Origin of the sequence: Methylomonas sp. HYX-M1 (assembly GCF_040741385.1) — a bacterium.
Classification (GTDB): domain Bacteria; phylum Pseudomonadota; class Gammaproteobacteria; order Methylococcales; family Methylomonadaceae; genus Methylomonas; species Methylomonas rhizoryzae.
In genome coordinates this window covers 1,725,101-1,750,501 of sequence record NZ_CP160405.1, presented here as the reverse complement: position 1 = coordinate 1,750,501, position 25,401 = coordinate 1,725,101, and the positions used below count along the sequence as shown (strand labels likewise).

Here is a 25,401-nt window from a genome sequence, read left to right as displayed (position 1 = left end):
TGGTCGATAGCCGCGCTCGCGGTATAAGGTAGGGATGTTTCGACGCGCTGTGAAATGGTGAAATTTCATTCGGATCGATGAAGACTGTTCATACCGCCCGGCCGCGAATTTGTTTAGGATGCGGGGGCAAATCATTGAGGACATTTGCCGATGGCCAATCTACGCACCTTCGACCTGAACCTGTTGCTGGCTTTCGACGTATTGATGCGGGAACGCAATGTCACCCGCGCGGCGGAATCCATGTTCGTTACCCAGTCGGCCATGAGCCACACTCTGCATCGCTTGCGCCAGCATCTCAACGACCCGGTACTGGTCAAATCGCCCGGCGGGATGCAGCCGACCGCACTGGCGCTGACATTGGTCGAGCCGGTGCGCAGTCTGTTGAAGGAAATGGAGCGTCTGCTCGAAACGCCGCAAGCCTTCGACCCGACTGCCAGCCAACGCCGGTTTACGATTGCAGCGACCGATTACATGGAATTTCTGATGTTGCCGACGCTAACGCAAATGATAGAGCGGGTAGCGCCTGGCGTGGATATTCACGTCAAACGCACGGAATCCGCTTTTCCTTTGCCACAACTGGAAAACGGCAGCCTGGATGTGGTGCTGGGTTTCGTCTCGGTACTGAATCCGCCAGCGCATTTGCACTGCGAAATCCTGTTCAAAGATCGCATGGCTTGCGTGGTCAGGCAGGATCATCCGCGGATCAAAGCGCCGCCGTCGCTGGCGGATTATCTGGCGGCGACGCACATGCTGATTTCCAGAACCGGCGATAAATTGGGGGTGATAGACGATAAACTGGCCGAAACCGGCGCCGAGCGCCATATTCATTGCATTGTGCCGCATTTTTTGTCGGCCCCTTTGATTGTGGCGCAAACCGATATGATCTTGTCCTTGCCGTATCGCTTGGCAATAGCCTTTCGGAAACTGGTGCCGCTGAGCATTTGGCCGGTACCGGTCGAATTGCCCGACTACGATTTGGCGATGATCTGGCATCCGTTATGGGAAAAAGACCCGGCCCACGGCTGGCTGCGCGAGCAAATCAGCCGTGTCGCCCGAACAATTGGCGCATCCCCGCTCGAACTTTAACGCCCTGGCAGACCGGCTGCCAAGGCTTTAACCTTTAACAGAAAATAAGGCGGTTTCGCTTGGTTATCGCCGCCGTTTAGGGTGGCCGAGCGATGCAGGCGATTGACCACCGCATACAATTGGCCGCCGGCACCGAAACTGAACGAATCCACCCAGGAAAGGCGCGGACATTGTGCCAACTGCCGATACTTGCGAGTGGGATCGATGACGCCAATCGCGTTGTTGGCCAAATCGCCCAAATAAATATTGTTGTTCCGGTCGATGCTGATGCCGTCCGAAATCGGCTTGTCGCTGTAGCGCTCAACCCGGCCGGCAAGTTCTTCGGCCGATAACGACGCGTTGATCAAGTCGGCGGCTCTAATCCGGTACAAACTAAGGCCGTGCATGGGCCCGAAATACACCCATTCGTTAGCCAAGTCCTCGGTGATGGGATTCACCCCGATGTGCGGCCTGACTAATTCGCCCGCCGGAGTTTTTACCTGAATCGGCACATTATCGATGAGCAAATCGACGTTTTCCGGCACCACGCTATAGTGGCCTTGCAGCACCCGCCGGGCCGCTCCGGTCGACAAGTTGACCACAATCAAGGCCGCATTGATGCCGCCGGCCGGATCGCTGATGAAGGCATGATTGTGGATGGTATCCAAGGCAAAATCGTTGACGAACGCATCTTTCGGCGCAATCGGTGCCGGCAGATAAATCAAGCGTTGTAACTTGTTGGTTTTAGTATTCCAGCCGACCAGCTTGGGCGTGACGCCACTACGCATACCGTTGTCCAGCATCCAGACCACGCCATTGCTATCGGAACGTATGCCCAGCACCGAGTCGAGCTTGAGCGGCGCTGTCGAATCGGCCGCAGACATTTCCCAATTCGGAAATGGCAGCAGGGTCCGGTCCTTATACTCGACCACCGTGTATTGCGGTTGGTAAAACTGATGTTGACTCATGATGATACGCCCGCTTGAGTCGCCGTGACATTGCCGGGCCCGGTGTCGAGATTGGCGAATACGTCGAAATCGGACTTGGTCTCGGCCGAGGCCGTAAAGACCGCAAACAGCAGGGCTGTACAGGACAGGGTGACCCGGTTCATCGGCGTCTCCGTAAGTTAATGGGTGAGCCATAACATACGAGATCGCGAAACCCGTGTTAAATGACAATATTTAATCAAAGGCCATGCATCGGACTGATGATGGTTGCAGCCTTCATGCCGAGCAAATTCGCTGATCCGCAGGCATCAATACAAATAAAAGCGTTCATCCCGGTTGTACGGCAATCGCTAAAACAACGGCTTACCGTATTACTTGAGCCGCCTCCTTTCAAGCAAACGGTTGTTTCGTCAAACCAAGTTGCGCCGCATGGTTTTAGGGCGGATTGTACCTAATGTAAACAGCCAATCCCCCTCAAGCCCTTATAGTTTTTAATGCCCTCCATGGCGAGACTCCCGTAGGTTTAAAACAAGCTCAGCGAAAATCAGCAGATTTGCGCGCGGCGGCGGCCGGCGCCCCATACGCCTAAGGCGCTAGCAAACAACCAAGCGGCGGCAGGCACCGGGACCGGGGCGATTTCCGAACCGGTAGCCGGGCTAGTGGCGTAAGCGGAGAGTGCTGCCGACAAGCTACCCGTGACGGTATGGATGCCGTCGCTGAAAATGGCCATTACAAACGTACCTTCTTGGTAAAAAGCGCCGTCCCAGGTGTATTCGTTCAACGAGGTATTCGCCGTGCCGGTATTGTTGTTACCGTCGCTGAATTGCCCGGATATGTTGACGGAAGCGTTAGCGTAATCGTTGCCGTAGTAATAAATGGAATCCGATTCGCCGCCTAACTCCCAATCCAGGGTGATCAAAGCGATGCCATGGCCGGTTAATTCGAAATTGACGTAATTCGAAGCACTGGAGCCGGCGTTGTTGCTATACATAGTCCACCAATCGAACGGCATATCGTCGCTGGTTTGCGAATCGGCATAGGCGCTAAGCTCGTATTCGTCGCGCACCGAAGAACTTTGCGCCGACGCGGTATCGGCGTCGGTATACAACTCGCTGGTCAAGTCGTTGGCCGACATGGAGTCGCTATTACTGTGATTCAAATAAGCGGTATACGCATTGGAGCTCGCTTGGCCGGAGCCACCGTACCAAGATAGCGTGGGTGCATTCTCGCCGTCGGACAAATCGAAATACTCGATGTTCAAACTGCCCCAGTCGATATAGGCATAGGCCGACGATGACGCGTAAGCGGATTGGCTGGTTCCGAAAAGCATTAACAAGGATGCAGCTAAAGGTAATTTCAAGCTGGTTAAAGTCATAGTGACACTCCTGATGTCTTGAATCTTAAGGATGAGAGGTGAAATGAGGATTTGATTACAACCGCATGAAGCCTAAGTCGATCTAACAACTTACCATCTACGCGGCTTCTATGCTAAAGCAAAATTAAAACCAATAAAAAATTCGTCATAATATTGAATTATTTACAAAATTTTCATCATTTATTAATCTTTACGTTATGTAAACCCGTTTTTACAATCACTTGGTACGTTAGTGCTATTTTCTACTCGGTCATTTAACCGACATCTCATTCCCAAGGCCGCAAAACATGGCAGCCAGCCGCTTTATCCCTGTTTTTGCCCGGCAAGGCGGCCTCCCGCACACTGTAAAATTTCTCGACAACTCCCCCCTAAACCTAACAATCAAACACCAAGACCGGCTTGCCAATGCGCTAGTTGTGGCAACTCAATCGATGCGCCCCTCCTAACGTCGGCAGCCTATGTGCATCTCATCGGGTTGTAACAATCCTCGACACTCCCACCGCTCTATTTCTACCCGCACAGCGAGCACAAGCTGAATCGGTCATTAAAAAAATCGTCGAATCCGGGCTTGACTGGTAAGCTTGTCAGTTTAACCGCCTGCCCGCTAAGCAGGTTGAACGACGTTTTCCAACCCTGCGCGCTAATGACCACACGCAAACACATCGTCATCGTCGGAGCCGGCCCGGGCGGGCTGTGCGCCGGTATGTTACTGAGCCAACGCGGCTTTAAAGTTTCCCTATTCGATAAGCATGCCGAGGTCGGCGGCCGCAACCGGCCGATCCGGATGGACGGATTCACTTTCGATACCGGCCCGACCTTCTTGCTGATGAAAGGCGTGCTGGACGAAATGTTCGAACTGTGCGGACGCAATAGCGCCAACTATCTGGAATTCATGCCGTTGTCGCCGATGTACCGCTTGCAGTTTGCCGACAAAGCGATTTCGGTTTATTCCGACCGCGACACTATGCGCGGCGAGCTGCAGCGGGTTTTCGACGAAGGCTGCGAAGGCTACCACCGGTTTATGGCCAATGAACGCCGGCGCTTCCAAGCCCTATATCCTTGCATCACCCGCGACTATTCCAGCCTGCGCTCGTTTTTATCCTGGGATTTGTTGAAAGCCTTACCTTGGTTGGCGTTTCCGAAAAGCGTGTTCGCCAATCTCGGCCAGTATTTCAAAGGCGAACATCTGCGCCTGGCGTTCTGCTTTCAATCCAAATACTTGGGCATGTCGCCCTGGCAATGTCCGGCCTTGTTTACCATGCTGCCCTATTTGGAGCACGAATACGGCATTTACCACGTCAAAGGCGGCTTGAACAAGATCGCGCTAGCCATGGCGCAAGTCATCCGCGAAAACGGCGGGGAAATTCATACCGGCACCGGCGTCGCCTCGTTGCGGGTGGAAAACGGCGCGGTCACCGGGGTCAAGTTGGATAGCGGCGAATCCGTTCCGGCCGACGAGGTCGTCATCAACGCCGACTTCGCCCACGCGATGAGCCGGCTGGTGGAACCCGGCCGCTTGCAAAAATACGCGCCGGAGCGGTTAAAAAAGCTGGATTACTCCTGCTCCACGTTCATGCTGTATTTGGGTTTGAACAAAACCTACGACTTGCCGCATCACACCATCGCCTTTGCACGGGATTACCGGACCAACATCGGCAATATCTTTGCCGACAAAAGCTTGAGCCGAGATTTTTCCTTCTACGTGCAAAACGCCTGCGCCAGCGACCCCGGCTTGGCGCCGGCCGGCAAGTCGGCGTTGTACGTGCTGGTACCGATGCCGAATAACGACAGCGGTCTGGATTGGGACCTGCACAGGGCGGCTGTGAGGGAACAAGTGTTGGACACGCTGACTGATCGCCTGGGTCTGCACGACTTGCGCGCTCAAATCGCCTGCGAAAAAATCATCACGCCCAGCGACTGGGAAAGCGAGGAGTACGTGTATAAGGGCGCCACTTTCAGTCTGGCGCACCACTTTAAGCAAATGCTGTACTGGCGCCCGCATAACCGTTTCGAGGAATTGGCCAATTGCTATTTGGTCGGCGGCGGCACCCATCCGGGCAGCGGCTTGCCGACCATTTACGAATCGGCGCGCATTTCCGCCAACCTGATCAGCCGGCGGCACGGCGCGGCCTTCGAGGACAATGCCGCCAGCCGTTGGCTGCGCTAAAGCCGGTTTCCCGTGGTTCAGCTTTCAGCGTTTTCGCCGTTGGACGGTCGCCATCTGGGTGATTTTCCGGAAACCGACCCAGCCGGGTTGCAGCGTCAAATCGCCGCCGGCCGGCGCGCGGCCTCGCTGTGGAGCGCTGTCTCCGTGCCGGAACGCTTGCGACGCTTGCAACCATTACGGCAACGCTTGATCGGCGACGCCGAGCGCATCGTCGATTGCATAAGGCTATGCAGCGGCAAAACCCGGAACGAAGCCCTGACCGGCGAGCTCTACCCGGTACTGGAGCTGTTGGCCTTCTACCGGCGACACGCCGAGCGCGTATTAGCCGGCTACGGGGTTGCGACTTCGCCGTTGCTGTTTCCCGGCTCGACCGCGCAAGTCGAGCGCAAAGCCTTCGGCCTGGTCGCGGTATTCGCGCCTTGGAACTATCCGTTTCAGCTGGCCTTGGCACCGCTTTTAACCGCGCTGATCGCCGGCAACGCCGTCATCCTCAAACCGTCCGAACTGGCACTGCCGACCGGCGAGCTGATCGTGCAGCTGTTTGCCGGGCTGGATTTGCCCGAAGGCCTGCTGCAATGGGTAGCAGGCGGCCCTGAGGTCGGCACGGCTTTGGTCGATGCCGGCCCGGATCTGGTATTTTTCACCGGCGGCCTGGAGGGCGGCAAAGCCGTGATGCGGCGGGCCGCAGAACACCCGATTCCAGTGATACTGGAGTTAGGCGGCAAAGACCCGATGCTGGTATTCGCCGACGCCGATCTGACCCGGGCGGCCAGCGGCGCGTTGTACGGCGCCTTCGCCAACAGCGGCCAAGTCTGCGTGTCGGTTGAACGTTTATTGGTGCAGCGGTCGATAGTCGAGCCGTTTTTAGCGCAATTGCGCGCCGGCCTGCAAGCGCTGCGTACCGGTCCGGACGACGACGCGGACTTGGGGGCCATGGTATCCGAGCGACAAATCGAACGGGTCAAAGCGCATTACGATGACGCGATTGCGCAAGGCGCCGCAGCCTCCGGCCCGTTCGAACGGGCCGGCCGTTTCGTCAAGCCGGTACTGTTATGGAAGGTCACTCCCGAGATGCGGGTGATGCGCGAAGAAACCTTCGGGCCATTGTTGCCGGTGATGGCTTTCGACGACGAAGCGGACGCAATAGCACTGGCCAACGCCTGTGATTGCGGGCTGAACGCCAGCGTCTGGAGCCGCGACATCGATAAAGCCGAACGCGTCGCCCGTGTCTTGCAGGTCGGCAATTGGGCGGTGAACGACGTGATCAAAAACATCGGTCACGCCGGCTTGCCGTTCGGCGGCGTCAAACGCAGCGGGTTCGGTCGCTACCACGGCGCCGAAGGCTTACTGGCCTTCAGCTATCCGGTCGCCGGTTTGACCAACCGCAGTCGCTTGCCCGGGGAGCCCAATTGGTTTCCGCATCGCTTGCAAGGCTACCGCGATTTGCTGGGCTATATGGATTTCGTCCACGGCGACGGTAATTGGGTACAACGCGGCAAACGCAACTGGCCAGCCTTACAAGCACTAAAAGCCTATTCGGCTGTGGATTTCACCCAGCGTTGGCACAATCTCAAATTAAAACTGACATTCAAGCGAGGATATTAATGGCGCAACTGCCTACTCAGCAAACAGCCGTGGTCATCGGTGCCGGACTAGGAGGCTTATCGGCGGCGATTTCCTTGGCCGCTGCCGGTTTTCAGGTGGAGGTTCTGGAGAAAAACGACAAGGTCGGCGGCAAGCTGAACATTTTGAGCCGCGACGGATTCACCTTCGATCTCGGTCCATCCATTCTGACCATGCCGCAGGTGTTCGAAACCTTGTTTCAGCGGGCCGGCCGGCGCATGAGCGATTACGTGGCGATAGAGGCGGTAGACCCGCATTGGCGCAATTTCTTCGAAGACGGCAGCGTGGTGGATTTGTGTCCGGACCCGGCGCGGCAAAAGCAACAACTGGATGCGCTCGGCCCTGAGGTTTACGCCGACTTTTTGCGCTTTATGGCCTACGCCCGCCAATTGGCCGAACAAACCGAAGCCGGTTATTTCGCCGCCGGCCTGGACGGATTTTGGGACTTGCTGAAATTTTACGGCCCGCTGCGCAGCTTGAAATTCGACGTGTTCCGCACCATGGACCAAGGCGTGCGCCGCTTTATCTCCGAGCCGAAACTGGTCGACATCCTGAATTACTTCATCAAATACGTCGGCTCCTCGCCCTACGCCGCGCCGGCCTTGATGAACCTGTTGCCCGACATTCAGTACCGCTACGGCTTGTGGTACGTCAACGGCGGCATGTACGGCCTGGCGACGGCCATGCAGAAATGTGCCGAGGAACTGGGCGTGCGTATCAGGCTGTCGGCGGAAGTGGCCGAGATCCGCCGCAACGGCGACAAAGCCAGCGGCGTCAGTTTACACGGCGGCGAATTCTTCCCGGCCGACATCGTAGTCTCCAACATGGAAGTCATCCCGGCCATGCAGCGCTTGTTGCATAGCTCGCCGTCCGCGCTGAAAAAAATGCGCCGCTTTCAACCCAGCTGCTCCGGGCTGGTGCTGCATCTGGGAGTCGACCGTTTATACCCGCAGCTGGCCCACCACAATTTCTTTTATTCCGACCATCCGCGCGAGCATTTCGACGCGGTGTTTAAAAGCGGCCGCTTATCCGACGATCCGACCATTTATTTGGTGGCGCCGTGCAAAACCGACCCAGCCCAAGCGCCGGCCGGCTGCGAGGTGATCAAAGTCCTGCCGCACATCCCGCACTTAAATCCGCAGCAAGCTCTCAGCGACGCGGATTATTTAGCCATGCGCGAACGCGTGTTAACCAAGTTGGAACGCATGGGGCTTACCGATCTGCGCCGGCATATCGTTTGCGAGGAATACTGGACACCCAAGGATATAGAAGCCCGCTATTATTCCAACCAGGGCTCCATCTACGGCGTGGTGGCCGACCGCAACCTCAACCTGGGTTTCAAAGCCCCGCAACGTAGCGCGGAACTGGCGAACCTGTACTTCGTCGGTGGCAGCGTCAATCCGGGGGGCGGCATGCCGATGGTCACATTGTCCGGCCAATTGGCGGCCGACAAGATTCTGCGGGATTTACAGATCGCGTCCTGACGCTCCTAGAGCATTCAGCGCGGTTCGAACCGCGGCGCTACACCGATGCCGGGCGCGCTTTGCAACAGCCACTCGTAACAACGCCACCGGCCTTTCCCTTTCACCCACCCGCCATGCGAACACCGGCACGGTTGCGGCGCACCGCACATCGCCGCCGCCTTTTCCGCCGCACCGACGCCGGCTGTTTCCCCATGCGCCAAGCAAGCGGCTCCGAAACCGAAAAGACTGGCACGCGGAGTTCCGTCGTCGAGCGCGCTGCCGAATCGGTTTCGCACTTTCCTGTTGCCGCTGACCGACTCCGTTGAAAGCAAGCCCTATTGCGGTGATCGCGGTTAAAGGGAAAAATCCACTGTTGACATTTAAATGATAATCATTATTATTACTAACAAAGTGAATTCGCCTCACCCCCCCGGTTAGCCGCGATCCGCGTATTAAGACTTTGTCACGCGAATCGGAAATCGACAGTTTGCTTTTGCACTATTCATGGCAGTTTGAAAATGGCACGGACGACAAAGCAGTTTGCCCCGGACAGTTGGAAAAGCTTATGCGGTCGGACGCAAGCCTACGTCAAGCCTGTGATTTACGTGGGGCTTTTACTGATGCAAACCGGTAAATCCGCGCTGGCCGAAGACGAATAATACACAATTGATAAAGATTCTCATTTATTGATTGGCGTTTGTCAATCCTGTTTTATCCCGGCGATAAAGCGCGGGTTGGTCAGACAGTTTTCATCTCAAGCTCAACCCATAGAACGGCACGCAGCGCAGCGACAATGAGGATCGTAAAAAAACCGCTTAAAAACGGCAGATGGCGGACAACATTCGTCCGGAATGACCGCTTGACGCGCAATCAGAAAAATGCCGGCCCGCGCCGAAAAACAGCTGACGCTAGGTTGGGTAAGCCGACAGAATTTTTAGGAAAATGCGTTTTCTTTCAAGCACTAATTGCTATCGAACTATGGCGGCCCCCCGGAGGAACCTGGGGAATTATCATTATTGGTTAAAACAATTTTCCCAAAGCCGCCAGCTGCTTACGCCATTGCGCCCAGGAACGGTTGCTCCGTTGCGAACCCAAACAGCGCAAGTAACGCACCCGCCGAATGTCGTCCAACTGTTCGTAAATCAAGGGCAACAAACCGTCGTCGATGTTGTAATACTGGTAAACCGGATTCATACACACCGGCACGATACATTCCAACGGCAGCTGCAACTCGGCGGCAATTGCCCGGCAGACCGCACGTATGTTGCCGGCTTTGGCATTGTCCGGTTGCCGGATGTTGTAGGGCGGCAGCCATTCGCGCAACGGGCGCAATTGGTCGATGTGGCTGGCGACTGCGATCACTACCGGCATCGCCCGTTGCGGATTTTGCCGAAAGTAAGTCCGAATCGCGTCAAGCTGCTGCCGATCCGCCTGTCTGGCGGCTTGCACGGCGTGGCACACCAACAAAATTAAGTCCACTTGGGCCCATTCGCGTTGCAAGGCGGTTACGGCTTCGGCGTGACGCAAACCGCCGTAACCGGCGCTATCCAGGATGATGGCCCGCTGCAAGCCTTCGCGTTCCAACACATAAGGCGTGACGTTAGCGGTAGTTGGCAGCCAGTTTTCGGCGGCTTTGATTTCGCCGAACAAAGCGTTGAGCAAGGTCGATTTACCGCTGCTCACCTGACCCAACAGCAAAATACGCAAAGGCTCCGGACTGTCGGCCGGCTGCTGGGCGGCGGCAAAATCGGCATTGGAATAGCCGGTTAATACCTCGGTGGGTACGATGGTCTCCAAGGTAATTTGCCCGCTATATAGCTGAATGGCGTAATAGCCGAGTTTTTTGACGTACACGCCGACCAAACGGCGGGAAATCTCTTCGCCGAGTTTGACAAAGCCGCGGCCGAGCAACACACTGCGCGCTTTGTTCAGTGCCGCGCCGGCCGGATTCAACAACCAGCCGCCGACGTTCAAAAACGAGAAACCGGTTTTCAAAGTCGACAGCGCATCTTTGGCGCGGTAAAAATCTCCGATACTGACCGCGTGACTACCGGGAATTTTGTCCAGCACCTCGCGCTGCAAATCTTCGCACACCAATACCACCAACCGCAGTAGATAAGGCAGCGGAAACTCCAGAATAGGGTATTTGGATTCGGCATGAAACTGCCGGGCTACTGTCGTTAACACCTGGTTGCTCAGACGTAGCAACTTATCGGCGCTCACGAACAAATCGGCTTCGTCTTGCCAAGCGTCGATGATGGGCTGTAAACCGTCGAACGCCAGCCTGCCTTGATCCGGCCAGTTAGCGTCGGCTGGTATGCTGAACGGTTCGGTCAACAAAGGCTTGGCTCGACTTTGCCGCCATTTGAGCAGCGCATACCCCAGCAGCGAATTAGCCGTCAACAGGCCGATCGCTTGATACAAGCAATCGTGCAACCATAGCCAATACCCGCCCAAGCCGATCAACACCAGCCACGGCAACAGAAACAACACCAGTAAAAAAATACTGAAACCGGTCAATCGAAACGGCATGCTTAAGTGTCCCGTCGCTGTTTCAACAATTGCTTGGCTTGCTTGAACGCATCGCTATAGGTCAGGCGTATCGCCGCCTCATCCGGCAAAGCGCCGCGTTTGACGCCTTGCAAATACAGACAAAACGCCTTGCCCAAGGCATAAGTCATCGCGCCGGAATAAAGGCCGGCCACCGCCCAACCATATACCGGCAGCCATTTCAAGACCTCGCGGCCTAACATTCCCACACCGACGCCGGTGCCGATTAAGGTAGTGAATTCGAGATACAAGCTGCGGGTCAATGGCAAGCCGTACAGCGAGGCGATACTGTGAAACAACTTGGCTTGCACGCCCAACACCAGCGGCAACCCGGCCAACGGAATCGCCCCCACTCCAAGGTTGAGCAAGGCATAACCGATTAAATGCGGTTGCGCCAGTTGGGCATGAAAATCCATCAATTCCCTATGCTGCTCGCTGCCGCGCAATAAGCTCAGCACGCCGTCCGGAAACACCGCTTCCACCGTATCCCACAAGGCCTCCAAACCGTAATTCGCCGGAGTAAAACCATCTTCCGGCAAGGTGAAATCCAAAGCCACGAACTGCGCCGGCAAATCTTTAAACCAGGCGCGCTGGTGCAGTAACGATTGCACCAATCGATGCGGAACCTGCGGCGGCAACGGCGACTGTGCATAAGGATAAGGTTGAATATGTTCGTCGTCTGCTGCGGGATAAACCTCGTGTAGCACGGTCTGCGCCACGACGATAGGCCATTTCGGGTGTTTGGCGTGAATCTCGGCGACGCCGGCGACCACGTCGGCCTGATTCATGTCGCTTGCCCGCAATACCACCAGTAATAAATGCGCTTGTTCGGCGCACCAGGCTAAATCTTCGGCCGGATCGTAAGCGCTCTCGCCTAAACCGCGAGTATCCAGAAAACGGATCAAAGGATGCGACGACGACGGAAAATCGTAAAACCGCGACCGCCGCGTGCAAGCCTGAAAACCGTTGCCGATAACCGCATCCGCACTGCCGGTCAAGGCACGGATGATGGAAGTCTTGCCTGATTGCGCTTTGCCTAACAACCAAAACACCGGAATCGGCAGCTTTTGCTTGACCTCGTCCAGCTTAGCTTCCAATCCGTCGGCTTTGGGGGCGAATATCGCGTTGCCTAAACCGTACCAACTCCACTTGCCAAATAAATTCATAGCTTTTTTCAGAATTCGAAAAACGCAAACGCTGCCGAGACGTGCGGAAGAAAGGCGATTATCACCGAACAGCGGCACCCGTATATCAAGAAGTTGTTCAACACCCGCGCGTTACCGACTCGTAACCTAAGGCGCATGAAAGCATGGCATGCAGCAGACCGGCGATGTCCGCGCCTGCCCATCTCAATTGGTGATCGGCAAGTGATAGACGAAAAATTGCTCGTCGCGCTGCCAACCGACCGCCTGATATAAAGCCCGGGCTTCGGCGTTGCCGATGGCGGTCGCCAGCGTCAACCGTACCGCGCCGGCCGAGGCGGCGTAATCGGCCGCCGTTTCCAACAGACGTTTGGCTACACCCTGCCGCCGACAACCGGCGTCGACGTACAAATCGTTGAGAATATAAGTTCTGGCCAGCACCACCGAGGAAAAGCAGGGATACAACTGGGCAAAGCCCAAACCCTGTCCGCCGTCCTCGGCCAAGAACAACACCGATTCGGCGCGCTCTATCCGCTCCAACAGAAAACTATGGGCAGCGGTCGGGTCTGCGGCTTTGCCGTAAAACTGCCGATAAGCGTCGAACAGCGGCACCAGTTGCGGCAGATCGGACAACAACGCTTGCCTTACGAATAATGTGCTCATTTCCTTTCCCGGTTTTCAAGTGTGTTATCCCGCACCGGCGGCTACCAAGGCCGCCAATTTGGCGTGGCCGGCCTCGGCCAAACCGCGTACTACTCCGTCGCGGTTAGCGGGCGGCTGGTTTTGACTGACCTTCCATTTACCCAATAAACGGCTCACAACGATTTCAACGCCGACCACCTGACCGAACAACTGCTCGACAAAATCGGCCGGCGCGTCCGACAAAGTCCAAGGATGAGGCAAGCCCGCTTCCTGCGCGTCGGTCAACGCGGCCAGTTCGGCGCGTATCCACTCCGCATCGTCGATCAATCGCATGAAGCCGTAGGCATGCACGGTTGCGTAGTTCCAGGTCGGCACCACTTTGCCGCTTTCCTGCTTGCCGGCATACCAGCTTGGCGAAATATAGGCATTCTCGGCCTGAAAGATGGCCAGCACCTCACCCTCGGGCAGCCGCTCACTCGCCAGCGGGTTGGCCCGCGCCAAATGACCGCGCAAGGTGCCGTACGGCGCGGCCGAGTCGCCTATCCAATGTAGCGGAATATGATCGGCATTCAAGCCGCCCGGCGCATTCGCAACCAAGGTAGACAGCGGATAACGCCGTATCAACGCCAACATCGCGTCCAGGCGCGGTTCTTCGAAATGTTTAGGTATGTACATAACAGGTCTCAAAAATGACTGACGGCCGCTTAGTGCCGGAACAGAATAGCCGCTACGGTTTCCTCGCATAGCCTGTAACGCTTATTGCCCGTGCGGCCGGACGGCGAGTATTCGCCCAACAGTGCGATCGTTGCGTTCATAAACCGTGCTCTCCCTGAAACAAAAGCTGATAATTTACCGGCGCAGACTGCAACGCGGCAGTTCCCCCCGGCAGCAACTTTGCTTAATCGGAACTCTCTACCGCCCCTACCCAAGCCCGGCAAGCGTCCTCATTCGGCGACACATGTGCGGCGATTCCGGCATCGACTTCGGACGCTGTGCTCAGCATTCAACAGGCATCGCCGGTTTGCCTTAGCAAATCCGGATAAGCCACCTCTATCCGCTGATTTCGCTTAATGGCCAAACGCGCCAGCAAGTCTTCAGCTTCGGCCACACCCGCCGCCTCCGCCTCGTGCTCCGCCAGCACGACTTCCAGTTCCAGAAAGTCGCCCAACCCTTGCACGCAGTCCAAATGGATACGGGTTCTGCCGGCCAAAAACAAAGTGCGATGCTTGCGTACCCGGCCGATTTGGCCGTAAGCCTGCGTTAAAACCTGCCTAAGGGTTTCCGGCTCGCGGGTCGGGACAAGCAGATAGTGCGAAGCTTTGGGGCCTAAAGCGTCCGGACGCCGGTAAAAAATCAGCTCGCCGTCGCCGCCGGCAAATTCGCGCAATTTCAATCGGCCGTTGGCGCAGACGAAAAACGTATCGTCTTGGATAATCTCGAAGGGCCCCTGATCCGCCAGTTGCGCCGCAAGTGGCAATACAGCTGCAATGCTGTCCAATCTAGCTTTTATTTCGATGTTTTTAGCCATGCCCGTTCTCAGCATAGTGCAGTTCGGCGAAGCGCCGCTGTATCCCCGGGATGAACCGGTGTCCGGACTTTGCCGGTTATTGAATCAATTCGGCGCCGGCTTACTCGCCGCTCACTCGTGCTTAGGCGGCGTCGACAGATGGCCTATCATCTCGGCAAAGCGGGTTAAGGCCGGGTTTTCGCCTTGCAAGCAGCGCAAAAGCCCTAACAGCTTAGCTGCTTCCTGCCAATGTTGACTGCCCAAGCTATCGTACAACATCCGATACAAGGTTTTTATCAAAAAGCCTTTTAACAAATGGCCCGCCGGCGTTTGCTTGAAACTCAACGAACGCATGACGGCCGGCGCCGCAAGCGCTACCCTGCCGGCACCGAGACTTTGCAAGGTGACGCTCAGCCATTGTTCGCCCAAGCGTTCGCTACGCAGGATACGGCTTAGCTCGGCACCGCAGCGCGGGCAAACCGGCGCCGAGCCTAGCCTAGCATTGCAGGCCGGGCAGCGCTGCATCAGGATTCCAAGTAGTAGAGGATGTCGCTCAAGCGCTCGACCGGCTCTTTTAATCCGTTATCGTCACCGCTGGCCAGACAATCGGTAATGGCTTCGATCAAGTCGACCATATCGTCCTTGTCTTCTGCGGACACGCTATCGAACAGTGCTTCGGCTTTTTGGATCAGCTTGCGCGCTTCCGCTGCCGCCGGGCTTTCCGACTCGCCGTCCGCCGCGCCGAACAGGCCGTCGATGCGTTGTTTGGCGGCGCTCAATTCCGTCGATTCGAAACGGGAAATCGCGTTGTTGATGGTGATGGTTTTTTCTTTGCCGGAGGCTTTTTCCCGAGCCGAGACGTGCAAAATACCGTTCAAGTCCAAATCCAGCGTCAAGGTGATGATGTTGCCGGCCGGCACATCCAATAAGTCTTCGACCAGAAACTCGCCGATTTCGACGTTATTCAACGCATCCGGGTCTTCGCCCTGGAAAATCCTCACCATGACTTCGCGTTGATTGTCCTGATAGGTCATGAAGGCTTCGGACTTGCGCGCCGGCAACACGCTGTTCTTGTGAATGATAGGCACGAACTGGTAAGGATAGGGCATGCCGTCCAGGTAGCCGAGTGCGCTGGTACCGAAGGTATACGGAGTGACGTCGACCAATACCGTATCGATCTGTTGGCCGTTAATCATCGCCGCCTGCATTGCCGCGCCCATCGCCACGCACAAATCCGGATCGACCTCGCCGTGCGGCTCGAAGCCGAATTCGTCGAACAAGCGTTCGCGGATGCACGGGGTACGGGTGGAGCCACCGACCAGGATGATTTCGTCGATGTCGGAGGCGGTCAGCCTGGCGCCTTTCAATGCGATATGGGTGGCGTCCATCGTGGCGTTGATGTGGTCGGCTATCATGTCTTCATAGCGGGAACGCGCCAGCTCCAAATTCAAATGAATAGGCGTACCCCGATGTTCCAGCAGGTATTCCTCCTCGATTTGTACAAAAGGCTCGTCGGACAAGCGCCGCTTGGCCTGTTCTGCGGCGCGGCTGATGCGCGCCATCGCCTTGCCGTGTTCTTCGAGCTCGACGCCGTGTTGCTGGCGAAGGTGCTCGACCATGTGATCGACGATCAATTGGTCGAAATCGTCGCCGCCCAAGTGATTGTCACCGTGGCTGGACAGCACTTCGACAACGCCGCTTTGCACGTTGACCACCGAGACGTCGAAGGTGCCGCCACCCAAGTCGTAAACCAGCATGCGTTTCGCATCCTCCCGGCCGGCGCCGTAGACCAGCGCGGCCGCGGTCGGCTCGTTGATCATCCGCACCACGTCCAGCCCGGCGATTTCACCGGCTTCGCGGGTGGCCTGGCGTTGTGCATCGGAAAAATAGGCCGGCACGGTAATCACCGCTTTGCTGATAGGCCGGCCGGCGTAACTTTCGGCAATCGCTTTCAGGCGTTTGAGAATAATCGCTGAAATTTCCTGCGGCGTGTATTGCTGCCCGGCCATCGTGACGCGGGTATCTTGCCCCATCAACCGCTTGATCGATTTGACCGTGCGCTCCGGATAAATCAGATATTGGTTGCGCGCGGTTTCGCCGACCAGAACTTCACCCTGGTCGTCGATGCCGACGAAAGACGGCAGGATTTTATTGCCGTGATCGGCAATCACGGTGACGTTGCCGTTTTCGATCACCGCAACTTCCGAATTGGTAGTACCCAGGTCTATGCCGATAATGATGTCGTTCATAATGATGCTATTAAATTAAAGTTTATTGACTTTGACTTCGGCCAGCCGCAGCACTTGGTCTTCCAGCAGAAAACCTCTGCGCAGTTCTGCCAATACGACGGCGTTTTCCCGGCTGGGGTCGCTGCCGACCGCGATGGTGGTCATACTGTGCGCATCGAACGGCTTGCCGACGCAAGCCATGGCATACACTTGCCGACGCTGCAGCGCTTGTTCCAGACGCCTCAGGGTAATTTCCTGCCCTTGTCTGAGGCTGTCGATAAAGCGGACGTCGGCTTGCCGGGAGCGCTTGAACCAGCCGGCGGCCGGCCGGTAGTTTTGCAGCGCTTCATAGCCGGCGCTGAGACGGTCGTAACAATCGATCCATTCCAGCAGCATCGCTCGTTCCAGTTGTTTGCATTGTTGTTGCAGGCGCTCGGCGGACTTGGTTAATTCGCCGGCCAAAGCCTGATTGTCGGTTTTGAGGGCTTCGACCGCTACGCTCAGGGCGTCAAGCGTGGCCTTGAATTGCCGCGATTCGGCTTTGACTTCGGTTTTAAGTCCGGCCAGATCGCTGAACAAGGCCGTCAAATCCGGCTGATCGAAGGCGGTCAGATGGGCGAAATCGGTTTCCTGCAAATACTGCTGTAAGGCTTCCAGTAAGGGATCGTGCGGATTTTCTGCGGTCATGAAGGCGTTTTGTTGTATTTCGCGAGGGTTTTTTCGATCGACATCGTGCTCAAAAGCTTGAGGAAATCGTCGGTAGCCATAGGCCTGTCGGCGCCGTCATGGTTGAAAGCCAGCGCCAGCAATGCGTCGAAATCGAGCTCGGGCAGATGAAACAAGGCATAGCGCAGGCGGCTATTTTGGTCTTTGACGACGTCGTAGGCCTGTTGAATTTGCCGAAACCGCAAAGGATCGCGCTCGGGCGGGTGCTCTTTAACCTGTTGCAAATAAGCTTGTTTAATCTCGGCGTCGGAGGCTTGTTCGCTGACGCCCAGGGCGCGATACGGTGAAATCATCGTGACTCAATTGAAAGGCAACTGAAATTGCGGCGTATCGTCTTCGAAGTGTTTTACGATGTCTTCGATAGTGACGCCGGTGTCTAGCTTCAAGGCTTCGGCGGCGGCGTAGTACGCCATCGTCCAGAAAAAGTCTTCGTTCATCAAGAGCACCGCCATACGTTGCCGCCCTATACGAGCGCCGTAATCACTCAGCATTTTGTCGGCAAACTGCTCCGAGGAATATTTTTTCATCAAGCTTTCCAGCCCCTTGTCGATCCGCTGCATCAAGGGTGCAGGCAAGTGCCCGAACAAATCGTCTACCGGATCGTCGTCGAATGCTTGCTCAAAATCGTCGGCATCGTCCTCGAACAAAAACGGATTTCTTAGCCCAGTGGCTTGATCGAGCAAACGCTCTATCAAAATGGCGGTCTTACGGTCGTTCTCCGTCCGCGCCTGCTCCAATGCTATATGTAAGTGATACGGCGCCATGATATCCATGCGCCCGGCATCGCCTTGGCATTCCGCCAGGATCTGGTAATAAGTCCACAGCGGTTTTCGCCGTTTGTCGTTGAGCAATTTTGTGCAGTGCTTCAATAACTCGTAATAGCCGATCTGGGCCAATACTTGGCACCACGACAACAACAATTCGTCGTGCCCGAGCAACCACGGCAGCGAATTCTTCAACGGCGCCTTGATTTTATCCAAGGCTTTGAACAAGCAGGTTCTATCTTCCAATTGCTCGTCGTAATATTCCAGCGAGTCGATCAAGCACTGCAGTTCCGGCGCCGACAGCAAATAGGCCTTGACCGGCGGCAAGGCACGGGTCAAGGCCGCGGTCGGCAAGTCCAACAAGCCGGCTTCCATGTGCGCCTGAAATTGCATATTGAGCGGATCGCCGTTGAGCGTTGCCAAAGTATCGACGATCAACTGCAAGCCTTGTTTCTTGTCTTGCGCCTGCCAACGGTAAAAACCGCGCAACAATTCGGCTTGGCGGCGTAAACCTTTGTCGACGCTCAAACCCTCGGCCGCTTGAAGTTCTTTTTCCACCAAATGAAATTTTTCGCCTTTCAGCAAACGGCGGGCATGCGCCATGTGATTGGCGAAAAGCAATTGTTTGGCCAAGGTATTGACGGGATCGATCTTCAACAAGGCTTTGGCATAGCCGGCCGCTTTTTTGAAAGCTTTCCGCTCGGCCGCCGATTTGGCGGCCCGCACCAGCAAGTCGGTATCGCCGGGAAAACGCGCCAAGCCGATTTCCAGCCAATGCTGGTATTTGGCCGGATCCGCCAACCGCCCCTGATAGAGCGCCAGCAAGGCCAAATAAGTGTCCCGGTCGTCGGGATCGTATTCCAGGCTATCGGCCAAAAACGTCGCGGCATCGCGGCAAGGCGCGTACTCGGCCATGTGTCTTAAGATCAGCGCGACTTTTTTATCGTGCGTGGGACGCTGCCGTTTCAGGATTTCGAGGCACCGTTCCCAATGAAAGGCCGCATCGAAAAATTTTTTGTCTCGCTCGTACAGTAAAGCCTGCAAGCGGTTTTGTTCGAACGGATCCGTGACCGCAAAGTGCTTGAGGTAGTCTTTTTGACCGGCCGGATAATCCTGCAAAGCCCCCAGACAATAGGCTTGGGCGGCCGCGCTACCGAACAATTCCCGATACTGCAATACCAAATTGAAGCGCATTTTGTCGTTCAACTGCGCGCTATGTTTGATCAGGCTATCCAGCAAATTCAGTTGCTTGGCAGTCAGCCGTCCGGCATGCGCAAGCGTGCGGCGCTGCTGGTATTCCAGAGCGGCCAGAGCGGCAACGAACTCCGCGCCCTGCCGCCGGTAGGCCAGACAAGCGTCGGCCAGCGGGCGATAAGGCGAAGCCTGGGGGATTTTGGCCAGCATCGCCGCCGCATCGAGCGCATCCCCCGCCTGCATTTGCGCTTTTAGCACGGTACGCAAATCGCGAAATGCCGAGCGGAACGGCAGATTTTTCAAGGCCCGCTCGCAGGCCTCCCGGTCGCCGCTGCGCAAGGCGGCCAAGGCCTGTTCAACCGATTGCCAATGCCGACACAACGGTGCATCTTCAGGCAAGTGCGACAACAATTCGCTCATGCCGGCCAGCAACAAAGCGCCCAGATAAGCGGCAAACTCCGGGTAATCCTCCTCCAACCGGCGGGCGTCGAAACTCGCCAGCTCGGCATAAGCCTTAGCATGGCTTTTGCCGGCCAGCAGCCAAATGACGTAGCCGTCGCGCCCTTGCAGCGGCTCCGGACCGCATGCCGCGTAATTTTCCCACAGCACGCAAGCTTCCTTGAACATGCCTTTTTCCGCCATGGTCCGCGCGCGTTGCAAGTAGCAATCCGCCAAACACCGCCTATATTCGGGGTTATCCGCTTGCTTCAGAAGTTCCTTGAATGCATCGGCGGCTTCCTTATAGCGCCCGGCGGCGTAATGCGCTTGCGCTTTTTGCGCCAAGGCCGACTGGGATAGTCCGGTATAAATGTTTTGAATGGCTTTTTTCATTGCGGTGCCTAGCCCGCCTTGGCATTGAAAAGGGCCGCATTATAACAAGCGCGAAAAACAGCGGTGAGGCTAATCTCGGTATCATCTTTAGCGCCTGCTTGATGTAAGACCGCGCCCGGCTTAGGGCACGAATTGCTCTCTAGCCTGACGCTGATATTGTTGGACTGCCAACTGCAATTTATAGGCGGCATAGTATTTGTAAATGTTGCGCACGTAGGTAGTCGTCTCCCAACCGACCTGATCGGCCACCACCAACTCCAGATTATTGAACCAGCGGTCCGGGTCCAAACCGCGTTTTTCGGCTTCCTTACGCAGCCGGTTGATGGTGCCGGGTCCGGCGTTATAGCTGGCAAAGGCAAACAGGGTTCTGTCGTCCTCGTTGAAATCGACCCCGGCGAAGTAGCGCGCCATTAAGTCGTCCAAGTATTTCGCGCCGGCATGGATATTGGGCTCCAACAAGCGAATATCGCCCACCTTCAGGGTTTTGCCGGTAGACGGCAATATCTGCATCACGCCGACGGCGCCGCTAGGGCCGCGCACCTCTTGCTTGAGCTGCGATTCTTGATATCCCTGGGCTGCCAGCATTAAAGGATCGAAACGGTATTGACCGCCGTATTTTTCGAACAGCTTCAACATGTCGGCAAAGCGCCGCCAATCGCTGTCCGCCGTGTTGTTGCCGATTTGCTTGATACCTTTGTTAAAGGCAATCACGCTTTGCTCTATCAGCCGGTGTTTTTTGACGTCGCTGACATAGAAATCCTGCAATGCGGCCCTTAACTGGGGGCTTTGTTTGCGAAACGCCCAACCGATGCGGCCGGCCGAACGAACGGTTACGTCGGTGACGGTAATGTTAGGCAACACCTTGGCCCAAATGTCGGCTTTCCAATCGTCGACCACGCTAATGCCGATCACGCCGGCATTCAGCATTTCCATCAAATCCTCGTCTTCGATGGCATCCGGTACCGAAACGATATTGACGGGCGGCCGGCCGGCAGAGCCGAGCCGTTGATTCAACGCCGCGAGACTTTGGTAATAACTGGACGACGGCCGCACATGCACGGTTCTGCCGGCTAGCTCTTCGACGCTATCCACCGGCATGGCAGCCGGGCCGGTCAAAACGAGTTCGGATATCGAAAAGTCGTCCGGCGCCAAAAAATCCGCGACTTCCAGACGTTCCGGGGTTTCGGTCAAATTGCCGGCCACGATGTCACCCAAACCGTTGTTCAAGTCTTCCAGCAACCTTTCGCGGGTAGCCGGCACGATCACTACGGTAACCGGGCGTTTTTGCAGGCGCTTGGCGTATTTGCGATTGATGTAACGCTCGAAATTGCGCGCCAGCTCGGCGGTCAAACCGCGCTCCCGGCCTTTGTCGTGAAAATACAAAGTGCGGCTATAAGGTGCCAACACCCGGATCAAACGCCTATCCAGCATTTGTTCGAAATCGCCCGACCAAGCCTCGTTGGCCAAGGATAATTGCCGCGGCGCGGCGGATGCGGGCGGCTCGGCATTGGCTGCCGCTATGGAAACGGCCGGCAACAATAGCGCCAAGCACAGAAAGGATAATCTCAACATAAATCGCGACATGGAACTAGCGGGGCAAACTGCTTAAAAGACACTAAAGCGGCATTCTATACCGACAACCATCGACATTGTTACCGCCTGGATTATGAGAATGACTACTAAAACCCAGCTGTGACTATCCAGCATGGCTGGGTTGCCGTTACAAGGCCTTTGTCGCTTCTCAGACATTCAAACGCTACACAGCCATGATACAGCTCCAAAACTAACGAAATCCGGTCAATGTCGTGTAGCAAAACCAACAAAGAAACACGCTAGCGCACTCTTTGCATTGATTACAAAGGACTTTTTCTTGGCATAATGCTTGCGTCGGGGATATTGCAGGCGCCGCTCGTACATTGTGATTCCTTCTCCGCAGGGCTTTCCGGTAATTCGTGAGGAATCGGTAGACAAATAGTCGATCGGCGAACAATCCATTCCAACCGAACACTAGCGGAAAAAAACATGCCAGCCACTTTCGAACTGAAAACCAACGACGAAAAGCAGTATTTTTTCAACTTCCTCAACAGTAGCGGCGAACTGATATTGATGAGCGGCGATTACGACAACAAGGAGGAAGCCATGCAGGCAATCAAGGAAGTGAGGACCGGCTCGTTAATGAGCAACCAAATCGCCGCCGGCAAAGTGCCTGAGGGCGACACGTTTTTCGTGATCAAGGATGCCGGCGGGAGCATTCTGGTTAAAAGCATTTTATACAACTCGCCTATGGTATTCGACAATGCGTTGCATACCGTCAAAGACAATGCCTGCGTTGCCGAAGTGGTCGATCTGACCGAATGAGGCAAAACACGGCGAGCGATGTTTAACTTTTCTCCAGACCAGCAACAATAGGTATCGGCAATATGGCAGTCGAACTCAAACTCACGCGGGAATTGGCCACGGTTGGCGTTACTGCGCACGAATTAGCCGCGCTTGAAACTCTGATTAAAGGCGAACTGACCAAACCGGCTTTCGTCGAGCAATTCGACAAAATGCTGGCGGCGATAGGCGAGTGCTATGCCGTAACCCTTGTGAATGTTTTACCTTGGCTCGAAATTACTAACGAAACCGAATTTTGCGAAAAATTCGATGCCGCCCACGCAGACTACAAAGCTACTTACCTTAGTATCACCAATCAGCCGCGGCTGGCATCCGACCGGGCTTATATAGAATATATGACGCTACGGGAATTCAAGGAAACGCAAACTTCTTATCCGCTACTGAAACTGACTTTCGCCCGGCTGGACGAATTCATCGACAAATGGATTACCAACGATGCCTGGCTGGCAATGACGATAGAGAATTTGTTCAAAATGCTGCATCGCTTTCTAAACGAAGTTGCCGAACTCAAACAGAAAGATCCAACCGATGCTTTCGCCATTTATCAAGCACTGATGGGCGCTTTGTTGCCTTATTACGCCTTGCTCGAAAAAAACCGACGCGTCACGGCGGAACCGGCCTGAAACCGTCTCATTCTTCAGGCTGATGGCGCGGATTGCCCCACGGATAAATAATTTGTACCGGCTGGTTCGGATCTACGGGAACATCGGGGTCAACCGGCTCGTTTAAAGGATTGCCGAACATGTACATGCGCCGCACCGGCGGACTTTCCGGCTCAGCCTGCTGGGCCGGCGCCCCCTGCGCAGCTCGTGCTTGCTCCGCCGCGGCTTTTCCGGCATCGAATTGCCTCCGAATCGCTTGCAGTTTTTCCCGGGCGATTGCCTTTTCAGCCTGCGTTTGCGGCGCTATGTCCAGCTTGCCCGTTTCCGAATTGTCTTTACACGGGCGTTGTTGATAGAAGACTTGCCCGGCACGCCGGCATTTATAAACATCCGCATGACAGTACGCGGTCGTCGCGAGCAAAACGGCGGCGCTCAACATGGAAGCTAACCGTTTCATCAATACCCCCTAAGTCAAAATGATTGTCGGCCCGAATTATTCAGACTGCCTAAATCGACGTTTTCGCCAATATGGGAAAAACCTCCGCCAAGCCCCGGGTAATAAACTCCACGGCTAGCGATAAAATAATCAAACCGAATACGCGGGTAATCACGTTGATCCCGGTTCTGCCCAGTAAATTGGCAATCGTTTCCGCCATCAACAAACAAACCAGTACGATCAGCGCCACCGTGGCAATCACACAAGTTGCCAAAAGATCGTAATCCCAGGATGGATTCAAATTATGGTTGACGATGACGGTACTCATCGCGCCCGGCCCGCTTAACAGGGGAATAGCCATAGGCACCACGGCAATCGAATCTTTCTCGACCGATTCGGCCCGTTCTTCCGGAGTATTTCTGGAACGGTCATGGGACGCTTTGACCATGGAAATTCCCATCAACAGGATGATAATGCCGCCGGCGATTTGAAACGACGGGATACCGATACCGAAGAATGCCAACCACGCGCTACCGCCTGTGTGGGCCAGCATAAGCACGGCCCCGACCGACATTGAGCAAACCCATGCGATCCGCCGCCGCTCGGAGGAACTACGCTGCTCGGTCAGGCTGATGAACAGAGGAATAGCCCCAACCGGGTCAACGACCGACAATAGTCCGGCCAGTAGTTTGATGTATTCGTCGAGTTCCATGCTTACTACGTCGCAAAAAAAATCCCGGGTGTTTCGATACCGTTGTTGAGAAAAAGTTTGCTCCGCATGGTCTGCCGTTGTTTTAACGGCAGACCTCTTTCTCCACCTGCCGCCGACGTCAAAACCGGCATGAATCACAAAGCATCCAATAGCGGACGCTCCGGCGATCACTACGAAGTTGCGCTCAAGATTGCCGCTAGACGCTTCCAGGCCAATATTAGACGATCATTTCGCGAATACATCGGCGGCCGGGCCTATGCGCCGATGAAATCCGTCAACATAGGCACGATGTATTAGCCGGATTCGCTGCGTTCACCTATTTTCAACCGGTAACCCACACCGGACTCGGTCAGCAAAAATGTCGGCCGGGTCGGATCGGCTTCCAGTTTTTGCCGCAATTGGCTCATGTAAATCCGCAGGTAATGGGCGTTTTCCCGGTAGGCCGGCCCCCAGACTTCGTTCAGAATTTGTTGATGCGTTAAGACTTTTCCGGCGTTTTTGACCAGTACCATCAAAAGACGATATTGAATCGGCGTGAGGTGGACCTCCCGCGCCTCCACGCTGACCAAGCGGTTAGCCAGGTCCACTTTGAGGTTACCCGTAATAAAGACATTGTCCTGGGTAGGTTCCTGTAGCCTGGCAGCATGGCGTAAAGCAACCCGGATTCGCGCCAACAATTCGCCGAAGCCGAAGGGCTTGGTCAAATAATCGTCGGCACCGACATCCAAGGCCTCGATTTTCTGCTGCTCGCCGCTGCGCGCCGACAAAATGATGATAGGCACGGACGACCAGGATCGCATGGTTTTGATCACATCGACGCCATCCATGTCGGGTAATCCCAGATCCAGAATCACCAAATCGGGCTTGCGCACGCCCACTTCGACCAGACCTTGTTTACCGGTCTCGGCGTCGAAGACCTTAAAGCCGTGCGCGCCAAGACTGGTACGCAGAAAACGTCGAATGGACGGATCGTCTTCAATGACGACGATGACGGGATCGGATTTTGACATAGTGAGCGACGCGTCGATAA

The 25,401-nt window shown here is 55.6% G+C and carries 25 protein-coding genes; 8 read left to right on the top strand and 17 right to left on the bottom strand.

Annotated elements, in window-relative coordinates:
* The first annotated feature begins 150 nt into the window (after positions 1 to 150).
* The gene (locus AB0A83_RS08085; protein ID WP_367155968.1) at positions 151 to 1,086 is read left to right on the top strand and encodes a LysR family transcriptional regulator; all 936 of its coding nucleotides are present in this window, start codon (positions 151 to 153) and stop codon (positions 1,084 to 1,086) included.
* On the opposite strand, the gene AB0A83_RS08080 is transcribed toward AB0A83_RS08085, so the two are convergent.
* The 3 genes from AB0A83_RS08080 to AB0A83_RS08070 form a co-directional block, all read right to left on the bottom strand.
* Positions 1,083 to 2,033, bottom strand: coding sequence for an L-dopachrome tautomerase-related protein (locus tag AB0A83_RS08080; RefSeq protein WP_367155967.1), 951 nt, complete (start codon positions 2,031 to 2,033; stop codon positions 1,083 to 1,085). The genes AB0A83_RS08085 and AB0A83_RS08080 overlap by 4 nt on opposite strands.
* Positions 2,030 to 2,176 (bottom strand): hypothetical protein, encoded by a 147-nt coding sequence (locus AB0A83_RS08075; protein ID WP_367155966.1) that lies wholly within the window; start codon positions 2,174 to 2,176, stop codon positions 2,030 to 2,032. Before AB0A83_RS08075 ends, AB0A83_RS08080 begins: the two co-directional genes overlap by 4 nt.
* A gap of 380 nt (positions 2,177 to 2,556) precedes the next feature.
* The gene (locus tag AB0A83_RS08070) at positions 2,557 to 3,387 is read right to left on the bottom strand and encodes a VPLPA-CTERM sorting domain-containing protein (RefSeq protein ID WP_367155965.1); all 831 of its coding nucleotides are present in this window, start codon (positions 3,385 to 3,387) and stop codon (positions 2,557 to 2,559) included.
* Between the two features lie 643 nt (positions 3,388 to 4,030).
* Here AB0A83_RS08070 and AB0A83_RS08065 point away from each other — a divergent pair.
* The 4 genes from AB0A83_RS08065 (at position 4,031) to AB0A83_RS08050 (ending at position 9,299) form a co-directional block, all read left to right on the top strand.
* Positions 4,031 to 5,554 (top strand): phytoene desaturase family protein, encoded by a 1,524-nt coding sequence (locus AB0A83_RS08065; protein WP_367155964.1) that lies wholly within the window; start codon positions 4,031 to 4,033, stop codon positions 5,552 to 5,554.
* A 12-nt stretch (positions 5,555 to 5,566) separates the two neighbouring features.
* Positions 5,567 to 7,159, top strand: a complete 1,593-nt coding sequence (locus AB0A83_RS08060; RefSeq protein ID WP_367155963.1) for an aldehyde dehydrogenase family protein — start codon at positions 5,567 to 5,569, stop codon at positions 7,157 to 7,159.
* The gene (locus tag AB0A83_RS08055; protein ID WP_367155962.1) at positions 7,159 to 8,661 is read left to right on the top strand and encodes a phytoene desaturase family protein; all 1,503 of its coding nucleotides are present in this window, start codon (positions 7,159 to 7,161) and stop codon (positions 8,659 to 8,661) included. Before AB0A83_RS08060 ends, AB0A83_RS08055 begins: the two co-directional genes overlap by 1 nt.
* Positions 8,662 to 9,158: 497 nt before the next feature.
* The gene (locus tag AB0A83_RS08050) at positions 9,159 to 9,299 is read left to right on the top strand and encodes a hypothetical protein (protein WP_190303279.1); all 141 of its coding nucleotides are present in this window, start codon (positions 9,159 to 9,161) and stop codon (positions 9,297 to 9,299) included.
* A gap of 361 nt (positions 9,300 to 9,660) precedes the next feature.
* Here AB0A83_RS08050 and AB0A83_RS08045 read toward each other — a convergent pair whose 3' ends face one another.
* The 11 genes from AB0A83_RS08045 to AB0A83_RS07995 form a co-directional block, all read right to left on the bottom strand.
* The gene (locus tag AB0A83_RS08045; protein ID WP_150047778.1) at positions 9,661 to 11,172 is read right to left on the bottom strand and encodes a GTPase; all 1,512 of its coding nucleotides are present in this window, start codon (positions 11,170 to 11,172) and stop codon (positions 9,661 to 9,663) included.
* A 2-nt stretch (positions 11,173 to 11,174) separates the two neighbouring features.
* The gene (locus AB0A83_RS08040) at positions 11,175 to 12,356 is read right to left on the bottom strand and encodes a GTPase (protein ID WP_150047777.1); all 1,182 of its coding nucleotides are present in this window, start codon (positions 12,354 to 12,356) and stop codon (positions 11,175 to 11,177) included.
* A 183-nt stretch (positions 12,357 to 12,539) separates the two neighbouring features.
* A complete protein-coding gene (locus tag AB0A83_RS08035; protein WP_150047776.1) occupies positions 12,540 to 12,995 on the bottom strand; it encodes a GNAT family N-acetyltransferase in 456 nt (151 codons plus the stop codon).
* 24 nt (positions 12,996 to 13,019) lie between these two features.
* Entirely contained in the window at positions 13,020 to 13,649 is a 630-nt protein-coding gene (locus AB0A83_RS08030; protein ID WP_367155961.1) for an FMN-binding negative transcriptional regulator, read from the bottom strand.
* 328 nt (positions 13,650 to 13,977) lie between these two features.
* Positions 13,978 to 14,502, bottom strand: coding sequence for a class IV adenylate cyclase (locus tag AB0A83_RS08025; RefSeq protein WP_367155960.1), 525 nt, complete (start codon positions 14,500 to 14,502; stop codon positions 13,978 to 13,980).
* Positions 14,503 to 14,613: 111 nt separating this feature from the next.
* Complete coding sequence (locus AB0A83_RS08020; protein WP_190303278.1) at positions 14,614 to 15,006, bottom strand: hypothetical protein; 393 nt, start codon at positions 15,004 to 15,006, stop codon at positions 14,614 to 14,616.
* Complete coding sequence (locus AB0A83_RS08015) at positions 15,006 to 16,730, bottom strand: Hsp70 family protein (protein WP_150047772.1); 1,725 nt, start codon at positions 16,728 to 16,730, stop codon at positions 15,006 to 15,008. Before AB0A83_RS08015 ends, AB0A83_RS08020 begins: the two co-directional genes overlap by 1 nt.
* A 15-nt stretch (positions 16,731 to 16,745) precedes the next feature.
* Positions 16,746 to 17,396, bottom strand: coding sequence for a nucleotide exchange factor GrpE (gene grpE / locus AB0A83_RS08010; protein ID WP_150047771.1), 651 nt, complete (start codon positions 17,394 to 17,396; stop codon positions 16,746 to 16,748).
* On the bottom strand, positions 17,393 to 17,728 hold the full coding sequence (locus tag AB0A83_RS08005) for a DnaJ domain-containing protein (protein ID WP_150047770.1): 336 nt from the start codon (positions 17,726 to 17,728) through the stop codon (positions 17,393 to 17,395). The genes grpE and AB0A83_RS08005 overlap by 4 nt, the downstream gene beginning before the upstream one ends.
* A gap of 6 nt (positions 17,729 to 17,734) precedes the next feature.
* Entirely contained in the window at positions 17,735 to 20,224 is a 2,490-nt protein-coding gene (locus AB0A83_RS08000) for a tol-pal system YbgF family protein (RefSeq protein WP_367155959.1), read from the bottom strand.
* A 120-nt stretch (positions 20,225 to 20,344) separates the two neighbouring features.
* Positions 20,345 to 21,796, bottom strand: a complete 1,452-nt coding sequence (locus AB0A83_RS07995; RefSeq protein ID WP_197737421.1) for a transporter substrate-binding domain-containing protein — start codon at positions 21,794 to 21,796, stop codon at positions 20,345 to 20,347.
* A gap of 450 nt (positions 21,797 to 22,246) precedes the next feature.
* Between AB0A83_RS07995 and AB0A83_RS07990 the strand changes: the two genes are divergently transcribed.
* Together AB0A83_RS07990 and AB0A83_RS07985 are read left to right on the top strand one after the other, a co-directional pair.
* Positions 22,247 to 22,582: a DUF1508 domain-containing protein gene (locus tag AB0A83_RS07990; RefSeq protein WP_150047767.1), complete on the top strand. Its 336-nt coding sequence runs from the start codon at positions 22,247 to 22,249 to the stop codon at positions 22,580 to 22,582.
* Between the two features lie 62 nt (positions 22,583 to 22,644).
* Entirely contained in the window at positions 22,645 to 23,244 is a 600-nt protein-coding gene (locus tag AB0A83_RS07985; protein WP_367155958.1) for a hypothetical protein, read from the top strand.
* A gap of 7 nt (positions 23,245 to 23,251) precedes the next feature.
* On the opposite strand, the gene AB0A83_RS07980 is transcribed toward AB0A83_RS07985, so the two are convergent.
* Together AB0A83_RS07980 and AB0A83_RS07975 are read right to left on the bottom strand one after the other, a co-directional pair.
* Positions 23,252 to 23,680 carry a DUF4124 domain-containing protein gene (locus AB0A83_RS07980; protein WP_367155957.1) on the bottom strand — a complete coding sequence of 143 codons (429 nt, stop codon included), beginning with the start codon at positions 23,678 to 23,680 and terminating at the stop codon, positions 23,252 to 23,254.
* Positions 23,681 to 23,729: 49 nt separating this feature from the next.
* Positions 23,730 to 24,371, bottom strand: a complete 642-nt coding sequence (locus AB0A83_RS07975; protein WP_150047764.1) for a MarC family protein — start codon at positions 24,369 to 24,371, stop codon at positions 23,730 to 23,732.
* A 129-nt stretch (positions 24,372 to 24,500) separates the two neighbouring features.
* Between AB0A83_RS07975 and AB0A83_RS07970 the strand changes: the two genes are divergently transcribed.
* Positions 24,501 to 24,668, top strand: coding sequence for a hypothetical protein (locus tag AB0A83_RS07970; protein ID WP_367155956.1), 168 nt, complete (start codon positions 24,501 to 24,503; stop codon positions 24,666 to 24,668).
* Here the strand turns inward: AB0A83_RS07970 and AB0A83_RS07965 are convergent.
* On the bottom strand, positions 24,665 to 25,381 hold the full coding sequence (locus AB0A83_RS07965; RefSeq protein WP_367155955.1) for a response regulator: 717 nt from the start codon (positions 25,379 to 25,381) through the stop codon (positions 24,665 to 24,667). The two genes, AB0A83_RS07970 and AB0A83_RS07965, sit on opposite strands and share 4 nt — an antisense overlap.
* Positions 25,382 to 25,401 lie beyond the last annotated feature (20 nt).